The sequence below is a fragment of the Paenibacillus sp. GCM10012306 genome, from assembly GCF_042649265.1.
GTDB lineage: Bacteria > Bacillota > Bacilli > Paenibacillales > Paenibacillaceae > Paenibacillus_AQ.
Genome location: NZ_JBHRYW010000014.1, coordinates 115,253 through 132,144 on the forward strand (window position 1 = coordinate 115,253; position 16,892 = coordinate 132,144).

15 protein-coding genes are annotated in these 16,892 nt (G+C 45.8%); all 15 read right to left on the reverse strand.

Annotated elements, in window-relative coordinates:
* Nucleotides 1-41: 41 nt before the first annotated feature.
* The 15 genes from ACFORK_RS24955 to ppc all read right to left on the reverse strand — a co-directional run bounded on the left by ACFORK_RS24955 (nucleotide 42) and on the right by ppc (nucleotide 16,744).
* The gene (locus ACFORK_RS24955; RefSeq protein WP_379204211.1) at nucleotides 42-440 is read right to left on the reverse strand and encodes a hypothetical protein; all 399 of its coding nucleotides are present in this window, start codon (nucleotides 438-440) and stop codon (nucleotides 42-44) included.
* 27 nt (nucleotides 441-467) lie between these two features.
* Nucleotides 468-1,604, reverse strand: coding sequence for a BtrH N-terminal domain-containing protein (locus ACFORK_RS24960; protein ID WP_379204213.1), 1,137 nt, complete (start codon nucleotides 1,602-1,604; stop codon nucleotides 468-470).
* A complete protein-coding gene (locus ACFORK_RS24965) occupies nucleotides 1,591-2,892 on the reverse strand; it encodes a zinc metalloprotease (protein WP_379204215.1) in 1,302 nt (433 codons plus the stop codon). Before ACFORK_RS24965 ends, ACFORK_RS24960 begins: the two co-directional genes overlap by 14 nt.
* A 92-nt stretch (nucleotides 2,893-2,984) precedes the next feature.
* Nucleotides 2,985-3,176, reverse strand: a complete 192-nt coding sequence (locus ACFORK_RS24970) for a hypothetical protein (RefSeq protein ID WP_379204217.1) — start codon at nucleotides 3,174-3,176, stop codon at nucleotides 2,985-2,987.
* Nucleotides 3,177-3,216: 40 nt separating this feature from the next.
* Nucleotides 3,217-3,351, reverse strand: coding sequence for a hypothetical protein (locus ACFORK_RS24975; protein WP_379204219.1), 135 nt, complete (start codon nucleotides 3,349-3,351; stop codon nucleotides 3,217-3,219).
* A 35-nt stretch (nucleotides 3,352-3,386) separates the two neighbouring features.
* The gene (locus ACFORK_RS24980) at nucleotides 3,387-3,527 is read right to left on the reverse strand and encodes a hypothetical protein (RefSeq protein ID WP_379204221.1); all 141 of its coding nucleotides are present in this window, start codon (nucleotides 3,525-3,527) and stop codon (nucleotides 3,387-3,389) included.
* 21 nt (nucleotides 3,528-3,548) lie between these two features.
* Complete coding sequence (locus tag ACFORK_RS24985) at nucleotides 3,549-3,689, reverse strand: hypothetical protein (protein ID WP_379204223.1); 141 nt, start codon at nucleotides 3,687-3,689, stop codon at nucleotides 3,549-3,551.
* 51 nt (nucleotides 3,690-3,740) lie between these two features.
* A complete protein-coding gene (locus tag ACFORK_RS24990; RefSeq protein ID WP_379204225.1) occupies nucleotides 3,741-5,126 on the reverse strand; it encodes a radical SAM protein in 1,386 nt (461 codons plus the stop codon).
* A 916-nt stretch (nucleotides 5,127-6,042) separates the two neighbouring features.
* Entirely contained in the window at nucleotides 6,043-7,875 is a 1,833-nt protein-coding gene (gene glmS, locus ACFORK_RS24995) for a glutamine--fructose-6-phosphate transaminase (isomerizing) (protein ID WP_379204227.1), read from the reverse strand.
* 619 nt (nucleotides 7,876-8,494) lie between these two features.
* Nucleotides 8,495-9,835, reverse strand: a complete 1,341-nt coding sequence (gene glmM, locus ACFORK_RS25000; RefSeq protein WP_379204229.1) for a phosphoglucosamine mutase — start codon at nucleotides 9,833-9,835, stop codon at nucleotides 8,495-8,497.
* A gap of 108 nt (nucleotides 9,836-9,943) precedes the next feature.
* A complete protein-coding gene (locus ACFORK_RS25005) occupies nucleotides 9,944-11,431 on the reverse strand; it encodes a CdaR family protein (protein ID WP_379204231.1) in 1,488 nt (495 codons plus the stop codon).
* Nucleotides 11,424-12,254, reverse strand: a complete 831-nt coding sequence (gene cdaA, locus ACFORK_RS25010) for a diadenylate cyclase CdaA (protein WP_379204233.1) — start codon at nucleotides 12,252-12,254, stop codon at nucleotides 11,424-11,426. The genes ACFORK_RS25005 and cdaA overlap by 8 nt, the downstream gene beginning before the upstream one ends.
* Before the next feature lie 208 nt (nucleotides 12,255-12,462).
* The gene (locus tag ACFORK_RS25015) at nucleotides 12,463-13,077 is read right to left on the reverse strand and encodes a zf-HC2 domain-containing protein (RefSeq protein WP_175371809.1); all 615 of its coding nucleotides are present in this window, start codon (nucleotides 13,075-13,077) and stop codon (nucleotides 12,463-12,465) included.
* A gap of 120 nt (nucleotides 13,078-13,197) precedes the next feature.
* Nucleotides 13,198-13,764 carry an RNA polymerase sigma factor SigW gene (sigW, locus tag ACFORK_RS25020; protein WP_379204236.1) on the reverse strand — a complete coding sequence of 189 codons (567 nt, stop codon included), beginning with the start codon at nucleotides 13,762-13,764 and terminating at the stop codon, nucleotides 13,198-13,200.
* A gap of 187 nt (nucleotides 13,765-13,951) precedes the next feature.
* Nucleotides 13,952-16,744, reverse strand: coding sequence for a phosphoenolpyruvate carboxylase (gene ppc, locus ACFORK_RS25025; protein ID WP_379204238.1), 2,793 nt, complete (start codon nucleotides 16,742-16,744; stop codon nucleotides 13,952-13,954).
* Between the last annotated feature and the right edge of the window lie 148 nt (nucleotides 16,745-16,892).

The window sequence follows — 16,892 nt, forward strand, 5'->3', positions numbered from 1 at the left end:
ACCTTTTATAGAGAAATAGATTCGGCTTGAGGAAGCTGCATTCATTCACTCCATTTCAATTTATATTTCCCTCTGGCTTTGGAGGCATTGATTTCAACCTGATATTCTTGTGTCTGACTGACCGTGAAGTTGATCTCCCCGGAACCTTCCGACTTGCTGAAAACGTCATGCCCTGTCTGATCCTTCAAACTCACCTGCAGCGAACCTCTGGATAATTCAATCGAGTAAACCAATTTCACCTGATCGCCTTTTTTGAATTTGACCCTTTTGCTGTTTGAGCCGCTAAAATAATAGAAAGAGGAATTCAGCGTACTTCCATAACTATTTTCTGCATAGCCTATTCTGATGTCCGAACCTAGAAAAGCGGCAAATATCAGAACCACCGACACTACCAAAAATACTGTAAGAGAAGAAATCATAATAATTCTTTTTTTATTCATTCTTTGACTCTCCATTCCTCAATGAAGTTAGATTCTACATGGCGCGGCTGTAAGGAGGATACTTCTGATTTTTGAGAATTGCCGATGCTCGGCTTGAATGATGTTATCCCACACCAGGAGAACCTGCTGTAAATGTTCGATCAGATCTCCTTTATAATGTGCGATCCGGCTAAGCAAGGTGAATAGTTCCTTCCACAAGGACGTTATTTCTGCAAATTCACTACCTACAACATCCAAATGAGGTATATTATATTTTCGGGCGTAGTATTTTATACATTGTCCGTACTCTTCGCGAAAAGCGGAATAACTGCCAAACAGCAAATTATTGCGCAAGAATACCATCATTAAGCGTATGATTGCTGAATCCCCGTTATCCTGACATTGTGCCAGCATCTTTTGAAGATCATCCTTTAAATTCTTCATCGCATGAATACCTCTACTCACACCCCTGCCAATGAAGGAGCCTAGCTCCCCATTGTAAAGCTCGCCTTCATCCAGCATTGTGTTTGCCGTTTTTATGATACTATTCGTTAAAGCCTGCTGAATGCCAGTTGGGTTAATATCACTAACCCCATGGTCTGGCTGTAGGAAATAACACAAGCCTTCGGGTGAAAACGGGGCGCAGTTGGAGCATCTATAGGTCTGGAATTCTCCGATGGTAATCTCATTCACTCGCTCCCGATCATCATCATTGGTCAGAACAACCAGCGCCTGATCTTGCTCCTCGTCATAACCAACAAGGAGTAAGGTTGAGAGATAGTAAAGGTTGAGCTTCAGCACCTTTGGCGCAGCATCCTCCGCTCCCTTCAAGAATCGGCTGTCAATTCTAAACAATACGGGAATTCCCTGAACAATTAGAGATTTCAACTGCTCCCAGCCTCGTGAATCGCCGGCAATGTTCTCCTTGTGAAAGCGAATATTCAAATTGTGAAAAAAAGTCGTCTCCGTTTGATTATGTGAAGCCGTGGCATAAGGCAGCGACTCAATCCCCACGCCAGGAATACTGATTCTGTCATATTGAAAGGTAAAAGCTTCGCTTAACAGTAGAACTTCATTGGAATGTAAATTAAGCCCATAGTGCCTGACCAGTTCTTTAAGCGATTTGATTCTGCAATCCAGCAATTCTCTTGGTTCCATATGGCGGTAGGTGTCAATCAGCTGCACAGCGGACCTCCTCCTGCACAGACGTGCGTCGTTTCTTGTACTTAAAAAGTAGATTTCTTACAGCGTAACGCCATACTAGATGTAAAAAGAAGAACAGAGCAATAAATGTAGTTATTCTGTCCGATAAATAATTCACTATATCTGTAAAATCAGGGTGGAATTCAGCTGGAGCCATTTTCAGGAGTGCAGCGATATCTGTCTTCACATTTTGAAAAGCCAGAATAAAAGTTCCTGCTAAAAAACGGATGAAATATACAAAAAAACACGCAGTGAAAATCGAGTATATATACAGTACAGCCTTTTTCCCTTTACTTAATACAACAGGAACCGTCGGTTTATGCAACAGTCTACGAAACTGATTCATCCACAATTGATACATGACTGTTTTCACCTCAGTAATCCCCAGGAAATCAACCAATACCCAATATCCATCAAACTTTATAAAAGGATTGAAGTTTCCAAGAATTGTGAATCCAGAAAGTAAAATAGCTATATTCAAAAGATCACTATGGATGAATAAGGCATTGAGTACGAATGACACCATCAAAAAAATGCATTGGAGATACATTCCACCTAAATCAACAATGACACGCTGAAGGCGCTTGATTCTCCATATTTTAGTAACATCAGAAAACAGCACAGGCATGACAAAATACACCCCTACGCCGATTCTGCCCGGGTACACCCCGTACGACATAGCTGCGATCGAGTGCCCAAATTCATGCGTCATTCCCGCTAAAAAAACAAATAGGTAGCAAAACACAATATCCTTGATACTCAAGCTAAACATACTGCTGATTACATGTGTATTGGAATATACAGAAAAAATATAGGTTAGCCATATAAGCGCAATGGAACCCCAAACAATCAACTGCCTTTTATGAAAAATAAAAGAAAAAAACTTGAATTTCTCAATAAAAACCGGACGGAGCAACGTGAACTGTCCCCACATCATTTTGTTATGGGGAGGAGCGGTTGTAGCTGAGGTACCTTCCAGGATTCCATTGCGGACAAAAGCCATCTCAATGATCTGTTCTAACTTGTGCCCATCGATCTGTAGTTCAAAATGGGTATGCAAAAACTGTTGTATATCCTCCACAGTCCGGGTTCCGTCCATACAGCACAGAATACGATAAATAGTTTCCGATACCCTCCAGTGGCGATTGCTCATGGTGATGAGATAGGTAGTCTGTTCATTCCCATCATCAAATATGGAGGTCTCAACACCTTCTTTCACAGTCAGGACAGGGTTGCTCCATGAATAGCTATTGGCCTCGGCTAAATCCATTATCCCCTCTCCCTTCATTTCATAGTGAAATGATGCTCAATCCAAGCAGACCGAACCATACTCAGCTTATGGTTCGGTCTACCACACAATAGCTATGCTACATGAAGCCCTAAGAAACAAACCGAAATACCGATACAGCCGGCCGCACACGCTTGTCCTCCGCATGGATTTGCAGCAGTACCGCAGGCATTAAAGAAACACAGCATTTCATCTCTTTCTTCAAGCTCTTTCATGAATAAGTCCAGCTCTTTATTGTCAATGGCGGAATTAATAGAAGTGATCATAATATTCTCCTTCCTGTCTATGTTTGTAATGTCATTAACACTAGAGGCCTTCCGCTTGTGCACCACAGGCATTGCCTGTACAAGCCAATTCTCCTCTTTCGACCAACTCTGAAATCATCAGCTCGATTTCCTGATTCTCCACTTCAAGCTGCTGATTCAACATCTTGATTTCCATAATGTTCAATGGCCTCCTTGTGATATATTTATGCTCTAATTCACACCACAAGCTTTTGCACCGCATCCATCCAGTGTACAAGCACACTCTTCTCTTTCTACCAGTTCGGCAATCATGCTCTCAAGATCTTCACTGTTCACATTAAGCTGCTGATTCAGAGCCTCTATCCGTCCCATACCTGCACCTCCTTTCTTAAATTATTTGACGCCGCAAGCGTCAGCTCCACAACCGTTTGCAGTGCAAGCACACTCTTCCCTATCTACTAGTTCTGTAATCATGCTCTCTATTTCCTGACTATTTCCTTCCAAATGCTGATTTAAGGCAGTAATAGAATCCATAACTTACCTCCTTTCCTCGTTGTCGATATATTGCAATGATCTGCGGAAGATTTAGGCATGCACTGTTGAGAACTCTTCACACAGATCCACAGCAACCTCATCGAACAGTTTAGTGAAATCGTCACAATAGACCTTATTCATGTCATTGTGCATCACTTTGGCTTGAGCCGAACATCCACCACCACAAAACAGCATATATCTGCATTTGCTGCAGTCGCTAATCCGGTCCACTGTTCTGTCTTTCCAAGTATTATGTTCGTCTGTAAGTATAAATTCGCCGTTCTGGATATCGACCGTACCGATCCGGCTCTCTTCCTCCGCCAGCACATCCCAGCACGGATAGATATCGCCGAACGGATCTATGGTGTACATTCCCGTATTTGCCCCACAAAATCCAGAACGTAGCGGAGCATAACTGTTATTCTTCAGCATGTATCTGATTCCCTCAGCAAGTCCGCTGTAAATGCTGTTCAGTTTAAATCTGTCCGTACTTTGTCCCACATACTCGCCCAGTTGCTGCATCAGTTCCACATCGGAAAGTGCAGTTTCGTCATCCTGCTCATAACATTTAATATTTGTCTTGAAGTAGTAGTGGAAATTCGGCCTGCCAATCCAGCCTTCTTTTTGATACTCTTCGATCAATGCTTTGACGGAATCCGTGTTCTTGCGGTTGACATTTGTTCTTAAGGAAATGTTGTTGCCTTTTTCTAGTGCCAGGCTGATATTGGCTTTAATTCTATCGTAGGTCCCTTGGCCCCCTACCAGAAATCTTCTCTTGTCATGCTCTTCCCCGATACCGTCAATCGTAATTTGAACCTTGTCAAACTTATATTCGCTGATCAAATCAACATATTCATTTAAGTGATACCCATTGCTGATACAACTGATAGGTATCTCCATTTGCCGGCACTTCTCGCATATGTATGTCACAATGTCCTTGTTCGTTTTCAGAAGAGGTTCCCCACCGAATAAGTATACGCTTCCAATTCTATATCCTTGTTCTTTATATTTGGCTAGCTGCGCAAAGACTGCATCCACCGTTTCCGTGGACATTTTCTGATTAAGGAACTCCTTACCCCTCGACAGCAGATTTTGTTCAAAACAATACTCACATCTGAAATTACAATTATAGGTAGGCATAATTGTTATGCACAGATTCTTTCTGCTACTGGCATTCAGAGTATGACTGATTTTCTCGATAACTTTATACTCTTCATCATCCGTTAAATGGGTAACATAACCTCTATTCGCCAAAATCTCAATATTTTCAGGGCTGATCAGATTCAGATTGCTGCTATCGGCTTCAGCACTTTCCAAAATTTCACTGATTGAATTATCAACAATATCAAAAGACCCGCGAATGCCCTGGATGATCAGTTTTTTGTTCGGATTTTTTTTCAGTTCCAAGTAAATATTGTATTTACTCACTCTGTACATGGAAAATCCCCTCTTCAACAAATTTTTGTTGGCTTGAATCCCTTAATCATGTGATTAATTTCACTTTTAACTTGTTAACAACATCTCACAAAATACATTTTATACCAACAAATTAAATTTAGCATATGCTGTTTTGGTCGTCAATTTCATTTTTTTAAATTTTTTCCATCATTAATTATTAATCCTGTTACCTTATTTTTTTATTTCCTGGTTGTCTGTTCTCTCCCCGCGCCTGAAATAAGGACCAATGATGGTTATGTGTGGCCTTAAATTGCAGTATAGTCTAACAAATGGGTGGACATTATACTGTAGGGTGAATGGTCGATGAAAGACCTGATAGCTCATAGATAGATTCAACACATTAGGGCAAGTAATGCCTAGCAAAAAAATGAAAAACGCCGAGCGATAATCAGGAGAAATACCTGAGAATCGTTCGGCTCAGCAGCAATTTTTTTGATAAATGCCAAACTTTAAATGCGGAGTGAAGAATTATATTGCGGTCTACATATTGGGATAAAACGAAATAAAGAAAGTCATGGACCGCTAGAAATTACCCTGTAAAGAAAGTTGTGAACCGCTAGCTATACTTTTAGGATACATTTAATTCTATATTCAATATCACTCATCTATTTCACAGATACTCTTCATTGTCCAAGTAAAGCCAAAACTCACCTAATAAAAAGAGAGCAGCCTGAATTATTTATTCAGGCTGCTCTCTAGGTGTTCCGTTCTATCAGTTATTTTTTTACTTATTTCTCCTCCTAAATAAAATAACACCGCTCAATTTGCATTTTCGCAAAAAGAGCGGTGTTTCAGTTATTACCCTATTTTAATTTTGAAAGATCTAGGATAGCGTTTTTTTGAAAAGAATAGATCTTTTTGTCAGTAAACATCAACAAGAATAATTCTTTACCCCTTACTCCACCGTAACACTCTTCGCCAAATTCCGTGGTTTATCCACATCGTGGCCCAGGGCCAGCGATGCGTAGTAAGCCAGCAATTGCAGGGATACTACAGACAGAGCTGGTGTCAGTAGTGGCAGGGTTTGTGGAATAACGAACGCCTGATCAACGGACTTCAGCAAGTCAGTAACATGCTCTTGGTGAGTGATTGCCAGCACTTCTGCGCCGCGGGCTTTCACTTCCTTGATGTTGCTAACGGTCTTTTCAAGCACGCTCTCTTGAGTAGCCAGAGCGATAACTGGAACGCCATCTTCGATCAGCGCCAGGGTACCATGCTTCAATTCACCAGCAGCATATGCTTCGGAATGAATGTAGGAGATCTCTTTCAGCTTCAGCGAGCCTTCTTGAGCAACAGCGTAATCTACGCCGCGGCCGATGAAGAAGAGGTGCTTGTGCTCGGAGATTTGCTCTGCATAGTTCTTGATGGCTTCTTTTTGAGCCAGAATCGCTTCAACTTGCTCTGGCAAAGAATCCATTGCTGCCAGGATTTCTTTCACTTGTGCTTCGGACTGTGTACCGCGAACTTCTGCCAAGTACAGACCCAGCAAAGTGAATGCGATCAGCTGCGAAGTGTAAGCTTTGGTAGAAGCAACTGCGATTTCTGGTCCAGCCAGGGTAACCAATACACTGTCAGCTTCACGGGCGATGGAGCTGCCCACCACGTTAGTAATGGCCAGTACATGCGCACCATTCGCATGACCTTCACGCAAAGCTGCCAAGGTATCAGCAGTCTCACCAGATTGGCTGACTACGATAACCAGCGTTTCTGGGCTTACGATCGGAGCGCGGTAGCGATATTCCGAAGCGATATCATTTTCCACTGGAATACGCACCAGGGATTCAATCAGGTTACGTCCAACAAGACCCGCATTGTAGGCGGTACCGCAAGCGACGATTTGAATGTTGCGGATGTTCTTGATTTGTTCTTCGGTCAAGTTCAGCTCAGGCAGGATGACTTTGGTGCCTTCAGCGTTAATACGTCCGCGCATAGTGTCACGGTAAGCCTTCGGCTGTTCATGGATTTCTTTCAGCATGAAGTGCTCGAATCCGCCTTTTTCTGCGGTTACAGCATCCCAATCGACAGTAGTCATTTCCCGAGAAATAAAATTACCTTCGATTGTCATCAATTCGACAGCATCACGTGTCAAAACAGCCATTTCGCCGTCGTTCAAAATATATACGTTACGGGTGTATTCCAGCAATGCCGGAATATCCGATCCAATGAAGTTCTCGCCTTCGCCAAGGCCGATAATCAGCGGGCTTGCTTGACGAACGGCAACCAATTTATCCGGCTCATATTCAGTGAGCACGCCCAGTGCAAAGGCACCGCGCATATAAGTGATTGCTTTTTGCACAGCCTTCACAATGTCACCATCATACTCACGTGCGATCAGGTGAGAAATAACCTCTGTGTCGGTCTCGGAAGTAAACTGCGCACCTTGTGCAATCAGCTCTTCCTTCAGATCCAGGTAGTTCTCCACGATCCCGTTGTGCACAACAGAGAATTTGTCCGTGTTATCCGTGTGTGGGTGAGAGTTCTCGTCAGAAGGCTTACCGTGAGTAGCCCAGCGGGTATGACCAATTCCGGCACTTCCCGTTAGCGGGCTGCTCTCCAGCTTGGATTCCAGGTTCGCCAAACGGCCTTTAGCCTTGACTACCTCCAGTCCTCCATTCGTGAACACAGCGATTCCAGCGGAATCATATCCACGATACTCCAGCTTCTTTAAACCCTCGACCAAGATTCCTTGCGAATTCTGATTACCAATATATCCTACAATACCACACATTATATTTTCCTCCGTCCAAGTTATCGTAATGTGGGCGGCAATAGGAAAGAAACGTGCCGTGCGGCATGTTGATGAGAGTTAGCCAATATTCTGTTGTAATTCAGACGCAACAAAATAAACTTTCACTACTTCACAAAATCATGAAATGTACAGCTTTCCCCTCTGCCGTGGCAGAACTATAGTGTTTCTCTCTGCTTGCGCACACCCATGAATTATTAATTTTATGCACCCATGACAGCGTTGTGTGTAAGGTCGCCCTTGCATTTTCCGCTTGCATTCACGGCTCTGGTGCATCACCGGGAGGTCCCCGCCGAACATTTCGAACACCTCCACCTCGTCAGCTTACGTCTGCCGTGATCCGGTCAAGCTACTCAGCTTTCCCTTCTCCCCCGCGCAAGACCAAGCTCTGGCGCTTGTTATTGCCGATACCTCACGATCCTCGCTTTCCTTCTTGAATGAATGACACTTTATCTATTATATGCACCATGTCGTACTTTGGCAATGCTACTGACAATGTTTTCTTTCTGAAACAATGTCAGCTCAATCTGAAAAATACTTACAGAACGTTAAACCGGTGCAGCGGTTCGCCCACCGGTTCACTGTTCATTACGCGTATTAATTACACCAGTTCACGTTGCACAACTTCTACAATTTGTCCTACATATCGATCCAGTTCATCCTTATCTGGACCTTCCGCCATTACGCGGATTAGCGGTTCTGTACCCGATGGGCGTACAAGCACACGGCCGTTGCTGCCCAGCTTGGCCTCAACTTCACCAATAGCCGCTTCAATCGCCGGATTATCCGGATAGTTGGTCTTATCCTGCACACGCACATTCACAAGTACCTGCGGATATTTGGTCATCATGGATTTCAGTTGGCTCAGCTTCTGACCCGAAGCCTTCAACGTATCCACCAATTGGATCGCTGTGAGAATACCGTCACCAGTTGTATTATAGTCCAGGAAGATTACATGACCAGATTGTTCGCCACCCAGATTGAAGCCGCCGCGGCGCATTTCTTCCATCACATAACGGTCGCCTACAGCGGTTTTAGCTGTATTTAAAGACAATTGCTCGGTTGCTTTATAGAAACCAATGTTACTCATGACTGTAGAAACGATAGTACCGTCTTTAAGCTTGCCTGCACGGTTCATCGCATCTCCACAGATACATAGAATGAAGTCACCGTCTACTTCGTCACCTGTATTGTCAATCGCAATCAGGCGGTCAGCATCCCCGTCAAAAGCAAGTCCCAAATCCGCGCCATGCTTCAGTACTTCTTCACGCAATTTCTCCGGATGGGTGGAACCGTATCCGTCATTGATATTCAGCCCGTCCGGCTCCGCTCCGATCGTGATAACTTCAGCACCCAACTCGCGGAACAATCTTGGAGCCAGCTCGTAAGCTGCGCCATGCGCACAGTCGAGCACGATTTTGATGCCTTTGAAATCCTGAGAAATGGTTGTTTTCAAGTACTCAAGATACAGGTACTTGGAATCATGGTCGATCGTCACTTTACCTAAACCGGATCCAATAGGACGCGGCAACTCATCTTTTTCTGCATCCATTAATTCTTCGATCTGTAGTTCAGTCTCATCGGTAAGCTTGAAGCCATCGCCGCCAAAAAACTTGATTCCGTTATCCTCTACCGGGTTGTGTGAAGCAGAGATCATAACCCCTGCGTCAGCCTTAAGCAGACGCGTAATATACGCTACCGCCGGTGTGCTAACTACGCCCAACCGGATGACTTCTGCCCCAATGGATAGCATGCCTGCTACCAGTGCTGATTCCAGCATAGGACCAGAAATACGTGTATCCATGCCAATAACAACCTTCGGTTTCTCCACATTTCCTGTCAGTACATATCCGCCGCAGCGGCCAATGCTGTAAGCCATTTCTGCTGTTAATTCACGGTTCGCAACACCGCGAACACCGTCAGTTCCAAAATACTTCCCCATGTCTGTTCTCCTTTGATTATGCTGCTATAGCTTAATGTATAATGTATGCTTAAATTGCCTTGCGGTGCCATAATGAAACACCTGCATAGACATCTTGTTCCCACAAAATTAGGTTCCGCCTGTACCGGTAGCCTCTCCATTGTTTCCGGTACCAGCATTGCCGTTGGTTGAACCACTATTTTCCGAATGCTGTTCTGTAGGAGTCGGAGTCGGCGTTCCAGAAGTTTCTCCGCTATGTGTCGGCTGGTCTCCTGGGTCCTTGCCCTCCCCTATAACTGGTTCTGCGCTTGGCTCAGGCGTACTTGGGCTTCCCCCTGTGCTCGAGTTCTGTGAAGGCTCTGTGGACACTTCTGGAGTCGAGGAGGACTGTAGCTGCACAGTCACCTTAAGCTGCTGACCTGGCGATTGCTTAAGTGCAATGAACTTGGGCAGAGACACCTGGAGTGATACCTCATGCGCACCGGCTGCTAAATTACTGACGTCAGCAACAACGCTGATCTTGTCCACATTGAGTTGATTCAGCAGATCAGGAGCCCCCGATACTGTTAAAGAAAGGGTCTGATCAGCTGGATCAATTAGGGTGGCCTTCAGTCCGTCAGCCGCACCTTCCAGCTTTATAGGTACCCCTTCAAGGGTACGCTCCGCATTGTCGGAGGTCGTCACTGTCACATTGACCTTTCCCGGTTCGATTTTATCAATCCCAGCTGGTGGTACCAGCTCCACTTTGAACTGCTCCGTGCCGGCCGATTTAATTTGGCTAAGATTGACGGTCGCCTCGTAGGCTGTCAACGTTGCCAGTGCTTCTTTCTGACCATATACAGTTACCGTAGTCTGATCTGCCTTCACCTGAGACAATACCAATGATTCGGGCAGTTGACCAGTATAGCCGATCTCCAGCGGTACGCTTTTGAACGGAAGGGTGATTGGAATTTCGACTGAGACGTAAGCTGGTTTAATTACCGCATCCTTAATCTCATTCCCGTTGCTATCATAGGCGAACAGCTTCATTCGCTTCTCCTTGAAGGTCTCACTGTCACCGTCAAGCTCAACCGTCCCCTGCACCTTGGCGACCTTGCTCAGCTCACTAGCAGCGAGAGTGACCTCTGCTTCCCCTGTTGGCTGAATCACCGGTGTGCCGAGCTGATAGCCCTGAGCAGGCGTTCCTCTGGTCAATAGCGTAATAGGAAAAGCCTTCGTATTACGCAGCTCTACGTGCACATTCACTTCATCCGGCGTCAAAGACTCCAGAGTCACACCATTGGGAAGCGAATAGGACAAGGGAAGTCTGTTATCTCCGGGCTTCACCTTGCTAAGATCGACGCTCACCTTGTAAGAATCGGAGAACTTATAATTCAGATCCGACTTCTTCCCCCGGACCTCCATTCTCACACTATCGACATCCAAGGGGTCCATCACATATTTTTCCTCATCAAAGCCAGAGAGTTCGATCTTCACATTCTCAATCGTCTTCGACTCCATACGTGTGGTTGTCTGGGAGACGGGAGCCGTATCGGCATGAACCATAGCCCACAGGATAATCCCCAGCGCCAGCGCCAGAATCTTGTTGAAGTTATTGTTATTCATCCATTTATTCATCACGCTTGTCCCCCTTCCGTTTCCAGAAAGCAGAACGCTTCTCCTTAAGCGGAGAACTCGTGCTTAGTTCTTGATACAGCTTGGAAATCAGCGATTCTTCCTTGATATCCCTCACAATCTGACCATTAATCGCCAAAGAAATCTGTCCCGTCTCTTCCGACACCACAACCGACACCGAATCGGCCACTTCACTGATCCCGATCGCGGCCCGGTGGCGCGTACCTAGCTCCTTGCTGATAAACGGATTCTCGGACAAGGGCAAATAACAGGCCGCTGCCGCTATCTGATTGCCCTGCATAATGAGCGCTCCATCATGGAGTGGGGTATTGGGGATGAAAATATTGATCAGCAGCTCGGAGCTGACGACTGATCGCATAGCGATACCCGATTCCGTGTATTCGTTAAGCCCAGTGGCTCGTTCGAATACGATTAATGCCCCTATTTTTCGATGGGATAAATAATTCACAGCTTTAATAACTTCGCCGACCAGCTTGCTGACTTCCTCATCGTTCTCCGCACCACGTCCGAAAAACTTCCCTCGCCCGAGCTGCTCGAGACCACGCCTCAGCTCCGGCTGGAAAATTATGAAGATGGCAAAGACCCCAAACGTATAAATCTGATTCATCAGCCACTTCAGCGTATACAAATCAAGGATCGTGGCGAATGCCCAGATGAGCACAAGCACCAGAATCCCTTTTAACAACTGAACCGCCCGTGTACCCCGAACCATATTCAGCACTTTGTAGATGATATAGCTGACGATCAGAACATCTATAATATCTTTAAAGGACTCTTTCCAGGTAAGGTCCATGAAATAGCTCATTATCGCAAACCCCCGTCAATTCGAATTAGCTGGGTTTATTTATGTAAATGGCTAAACAGTGCCATAATATATCTAGGTTATAACGTTCACGCCCAGGTTGCAAGTTTAGCCCCCCCTCACAAATTTAGGATGCGCCAAAAAGGCAACAAAAAAGCGCCATCTTTCCGGAAAAAGAGGCGCAAAGGATATGCCTGCAAGGGGCCACTGCTTAACGGTAAGCAACTTCAGAGAACATGTTCGTCACTTTATACCAGATCCAGCCTACCGCTTGGTCTATGCTTTTGACTTGACCGGAAATATGGGCCGTTGAAGCCTGATACAGAGAGCCGTCGATAACCGTTACATTGCCGTTAACTTCCCCGTACACCTGAGTTTTGCCGTTCTCCACCGTAAGATCTCCGGTAATGATTTTGCCGGAAGGTACAATGACTGTATCTCCCTTGATAACAACCTGATCCAGGTTAGTCCCCCGAACCACCAGTTGTCTATCCTGATTCCAAAAAGAAACAGAGCTCATCAACATCACCAAAATAAAGATCGATGCCGCCGTAAGGGCGGGATGTCTCTTGATCCAGGTAATAAACCGCTTCTCCTTCTTGGACTTCGGTAAAGAATTCATTATCCGGCCTACAAGATCCTCCGACGCGACAGGACTTTGGTGCATTAGGGAAAACATCAACATATCGGTCTGTTCCAATTCATTGAACTTCGCACGGCATTCCGGGCAGGATAGAAGATGCTCCTTCAATTCCCTCTGCTGCTGTTCGGGCAAGTCGTCATCCAGGTAATCATGCATCATAGAGACGGCCAGTTTGCATTCCATAGGAGCCAATCCTTTCGTGAGTGCTATTTAATTATTCCAAGACAGGGTCGGGCGCATAAGACTTGCTCATCATACATACGTCCCTGGTCTGAAGATGTTTCATAATTTCATAGGTAATTTTTACATTTTGGAGCCTAATTTTTTACGTAAAAATTCACGTCCGCGGTGCACACGGGTCTTGATCGTGGTCACTGGCATATCCAGTACATCGCTGATCTCCTGAAGTGACAGATCCTGTAGATATCTCAGGATCATCACAGATCTGTACTTCACAGGCAGGCTGTCAATCGCCTCGTAGATGGTTCTCTGTGTCTCGGAGAGCAGTAGCTCTGTCTCCGGTGTTACATTGTCGCTCGGAATCATGGAATAGCCATCAATGCCATCCTGATCATTCATCTCCGCATCCAGCGAATAGGTCGGTTTGCGCTTGCGCAGCCGATCTATGCAGAGGTTCGTGCCGATCCGGTAGATCCATGTCGAGAATTTCTGTTTGTCATCATACCGATCGAGATTTCTGTAGACACGCAAAAACGTCTCCTGAACAATATCCTCCGCCTCATGGCGGTTGTTCAGCATCCGGTACGCCAAATGATAAATTTTGTCTTTATATAGTTCCACAAGCTCGGCAAATGCCCTTTGGTCGCCCTTCAGGGCGAGCTTTGTCAATCTGCCTTCCAAATTCTCCACCTGTCAACTCCCCCAGACTTGCCGCCCTTGGCATTCAAAACTACTGAATATCCACGGTACAAGCATTTAAATCGTAATTCAAGTTTGTGTAAAAATCAAGGATTGAAAACAAAAAAAGCCGTTCGCCCAGGCAAAGGGCGAACGGCTTGGTATCCATTGTAAACGAGAAATATAACGTGTTAATTCATCAGCCGGTGTTCCGAAGACCAGCAGCGACGCCATTGATAGTGAGTAGCACCTCACGCAGCAGATCAGCGTCATCCCCATCCTGATCGCGCAGCTCTCTAAGCTCGGACAACAACTGTACCTGCAGATAGCTAAGCGGATCGACATACGGATTCCGCAACCGGATGGATTCCTGAATAACCGGAACGTTGTCCAGAATATCCTGCTGACCTGTGATTTTCAGGATCAGCTCCGAGGTCAGCTTGAATTCCGCATCAATCTGACCAAAGATGCGCTGACGCGCCTCTTCATTCTTACCCATGCCGGCATATTCCTTCGCAATAACGAGATCCGCCTTGGCGATGGCCATTTGCAGCGTATCGATCAGTGTTGTGAAGAACGAGAACTTCTCATACATCGTTCTCAAGATGTTAAGATTCTCCTCTTTGCCGTCATAGAAGCTTTGCAGACCTGTTCCGGCAGCGTACCAGGCTGGAAGCAGATATCTGCTCTGCGTCCAGGCAAACACCCAAGGGATGGCCCGCAGATCTTCAAATCTGTCACTGTTCTTCCGCTTGGAAGGACGAGAACCAATATTAAGCTCGCCCACCTCAGGCAGTGGAGTCGACTCTTTGAAGAATGACAGGAAGTCTGGATCACGGAAGATCAGATCCTGATATTTGTTCAGGGAGACTTCCGAGATTTGCTTCACAATCTCTTCCCACTTGGACTCGTCCAGATCGGTTTGCGGCAATCTGGCATTAACTGCAGCCGTTACCAGCGCCGAAGTGGCTTGCTCCAAACTACGGTAAGCAATCCCCTTCATCGAGTAACGTGAAGAGATAACTTCACCCTGCTCCGTAATCTTGATGCCACCGCCGATCGTAGAAGCCGGTTGAGCCAAGATACTACGGTTCAGCGGCATTCCTCCGCGACCAAGCGCACCCCCGCGGCCGTGGAAGAATTTCAGCTTGATACCGAATTTATCGGCCGTAGCTGTGATTTCATTCAAGGCAACCCGCAGTTCCCAGTTAGCAGTAACCACACCGCCATCTTTGTTACTGTCCGAATAACCCAGCATAATTTCCTGCATATCATTCATCGCCAGTACCGCTTGACGGTATACAGGCAGATTGAATAGCGTCTCCATGATTTGTGGCGCTTCATGCAGATCATCAATGGTCTCGAAGAGTGGTACAGCCTGCAGGGTACATACGACCGTTCCGTCGTTGTCTTTGCGGAACAAGCCTACTTCCTTGGCGAAGACCATAACCTCAAGAATATCACTTGCTGCCTGTGACATACTAATGAGATAGCTGGTGATACAATTCTTGCCGTATTCATCCTGTGCTTTGAAGATGGTCCGATAGACTTCCAGACATTCTTCCGTGTTCTCACTATAATGCTGGTATGGAGAGGTCAACGGACGCGGATCGTTCAACAAGCTCTCGAGAAGCACAATTTTCTCTTCTTCTGCGAGTTTGGAGTAATCCGGTGTGATGTTCATTTTCTCCAGAATCTCAGTCATCGCATTCTCATGCTCTTGACTGTGCTGGCGAACATCCAGTGTAGCCGTATGGAATCCGAACAATTCTACTTGGCGGATTAGTTTCTTAATATAGGTATCGGCCACATAATCGGCATAGTGATGCCGCAGACTGCGGTCGATGATTTTTAGGTCGTGAATGAACGCCTCAGGCGAGGTATAACGTTCAGGTGTGCCTTTTTTCTCATCATCGAGCACATTCTGTGTCTTAGAGATCATATAGCTCAGCTTGATACGGTAAGGCTCGTTGTCATTGCGCCAAGCATCGCCACGAGTCAAACTGATGATCTCCCGGTCCTCCTCGATGGAATCCAGCAGCTCTTGTGTAACGGTCACAATACTGGTACTGAAGCTAAGATACTTCATCAGTTCCCGCATAATCCGTTGGTATTCCCGGATAGCCAGCTTGCGCTGCATTTGCAGTGTCTGTAGAGTCACAGCGGCCTTCACCGACGGGTTACCATCACGGTCGCCACCGATCCAGGAGCCAAAACGCAGATACGTAGGCACATGCCAGTTCTGACCCGGATAATATTTACTTAGACATCGTTCAAGTTCTTCATATACATCCGGCAAGACGTGGAAAATGGTCTCATGGAAATAGTACATTCCGTTACGAACTTCATCCAATACTGTAGGCTTACGATCACGTAATTCATCCGTTTGCCACAGCGTGATGACTTCATTCAACAGTTTCTCACGAAGCTGTTCCCGCTCCCGGAAGGTTAAGGTAGGATTATCAAGGTACATAACATCGTCGGCTATCCGTTTATGAATATCGAGAATGGCCCGGCGCATCGCTTCCGTCGGGTGGGCTGTAATGACCAGCTCCAGAGACAGGCCTTGTATAATTTCCCGGACCTCTTCATGCGAAAAATCACGTTCCCGAAGTCCTTGAATCGCACTTTCTATAGAACCAGGTTGTACAGTTTCCCCGGCTGACCGCTCATAATCACGTTTGCGGCGAATCCGATGGTTCTGTTCGGCAATATTCACCAATTGAAAATAAATGGCAAATGCTCTTATAACCTGATGACGATTCTCCGAGTCCAGAGAATTAATTAACTCCTTAAATTCACTGTGCAGTTCAGGTAAAAACAATGAGCGCAAAGACTTACTGGTCTCGCGGATCTTCTCCACGATTTCCAAAAGTTCGTTGCCGCCTTGGTGAACCAAGACCTCGCCCAAAATGTTCCCCAGGAACCGTACGTCCCGCCGCAGCAGATTGTTTGAGTTGCTTTTGCTAACGGTAGTCGTAAGTTCGGTCATGCTGCTCCCTCCATCCTCTCACGGATCAATGTCTTTAGCATTGTCTCTTTAAAGCTTTCCTCATATCATACAATAAAACCGCCCGGAAATCTTCAACTTTATTACGCGGTAAAGCGATACAGTAATTTTGATTATACACGAATTTCTC

Coding starts and splice junctions, on each gene's coding strand:
- ACFORK_RS24985 (WP_379204223.1), bottom strand. CDS start 3,689: ATGGATTCTATTACTGCCTTAAATCAGCATTTGGAAGGAAATAGTCAG.
- ACFORK_RS24975 (WP_379204219.1), bottom strand. CDS start 3,351: ATGGAAATCAAGATGTTGAATCAGCAGCTTGAAGTGGAGAATCAGGAA.
- ACFORK_RS24970 (WP_379204217.1), bottom strand. CDS start 3,176: ATGATCACTTCTATTAATTCCGCCATTGACAATAAAGAGCTGGACTTA.
- cdaA (WP_379204233.1), bottom strand. CDS start 12,254: ATGAGCTATTTCATGGACCTTACCTGGAAAGAGTCCTTTAAAGATATT.
- ACFORK_RS25005 (WP_379204231.1), bottom strand. CDS start 11,431: ATGAATAAATGGATGAATAACAATAACTTCAACAAGATTCTGGCGCTG.
- ppc (WP_379204238.1), bottom strand. CDS start 16,744: ATGACCGAACTTACGACTACCGTTAGCAAAAGCAACTCAAACAATCTG.
- ACFORK_RS25015 (WP_175371809.1), bottom strand. CDS start 13,077: ATGGAATGCAAACTGGCCGTCTCTATGATGCATGATTACCTGGATGAC.
- ACFORK_RS24955 (WP_379204211.1), bottom strand. CDS start 440: ATGAATAAAAAAAGAATTATTATGATTTCTTCTCTTACAGTATTTTTG.
- ACFORK_RS24980 (WP_379204221.1), bottom strand. CDS start 3,527: ATGGGACGGATAGAGGCTCTGAATCAGCAGCTTAATGTGAACAGTGAA.
- ACFORK_RS24965 (WP_379204215.1), bottom strand. CDS start 2,892: ATGGATTTAGCCGAGGCCAATAGCTATTCATGGAGCAACCCTGTCCTG.
- ACFORK_RS24990 (WP_379204225.1), bottom strand. CDS start 5,126: ATGTACAGAGTGAGTAAATACAATATTTACTTGGAACTGAAAAAAAAT.
- glmM (WP_379204229.1), bottom strand. CDS start 9,835: ATGGGGAAGTATTTTGGAACTGACGGTGTTCGCGGTGTTGCGAACCGT.
- glmS (WP_379204227.1), bottom strand. CDS start 7,875: ATGTGTGGTATTGTAGGATATATTGGTAATCAGAATTCGCAAGGAATC.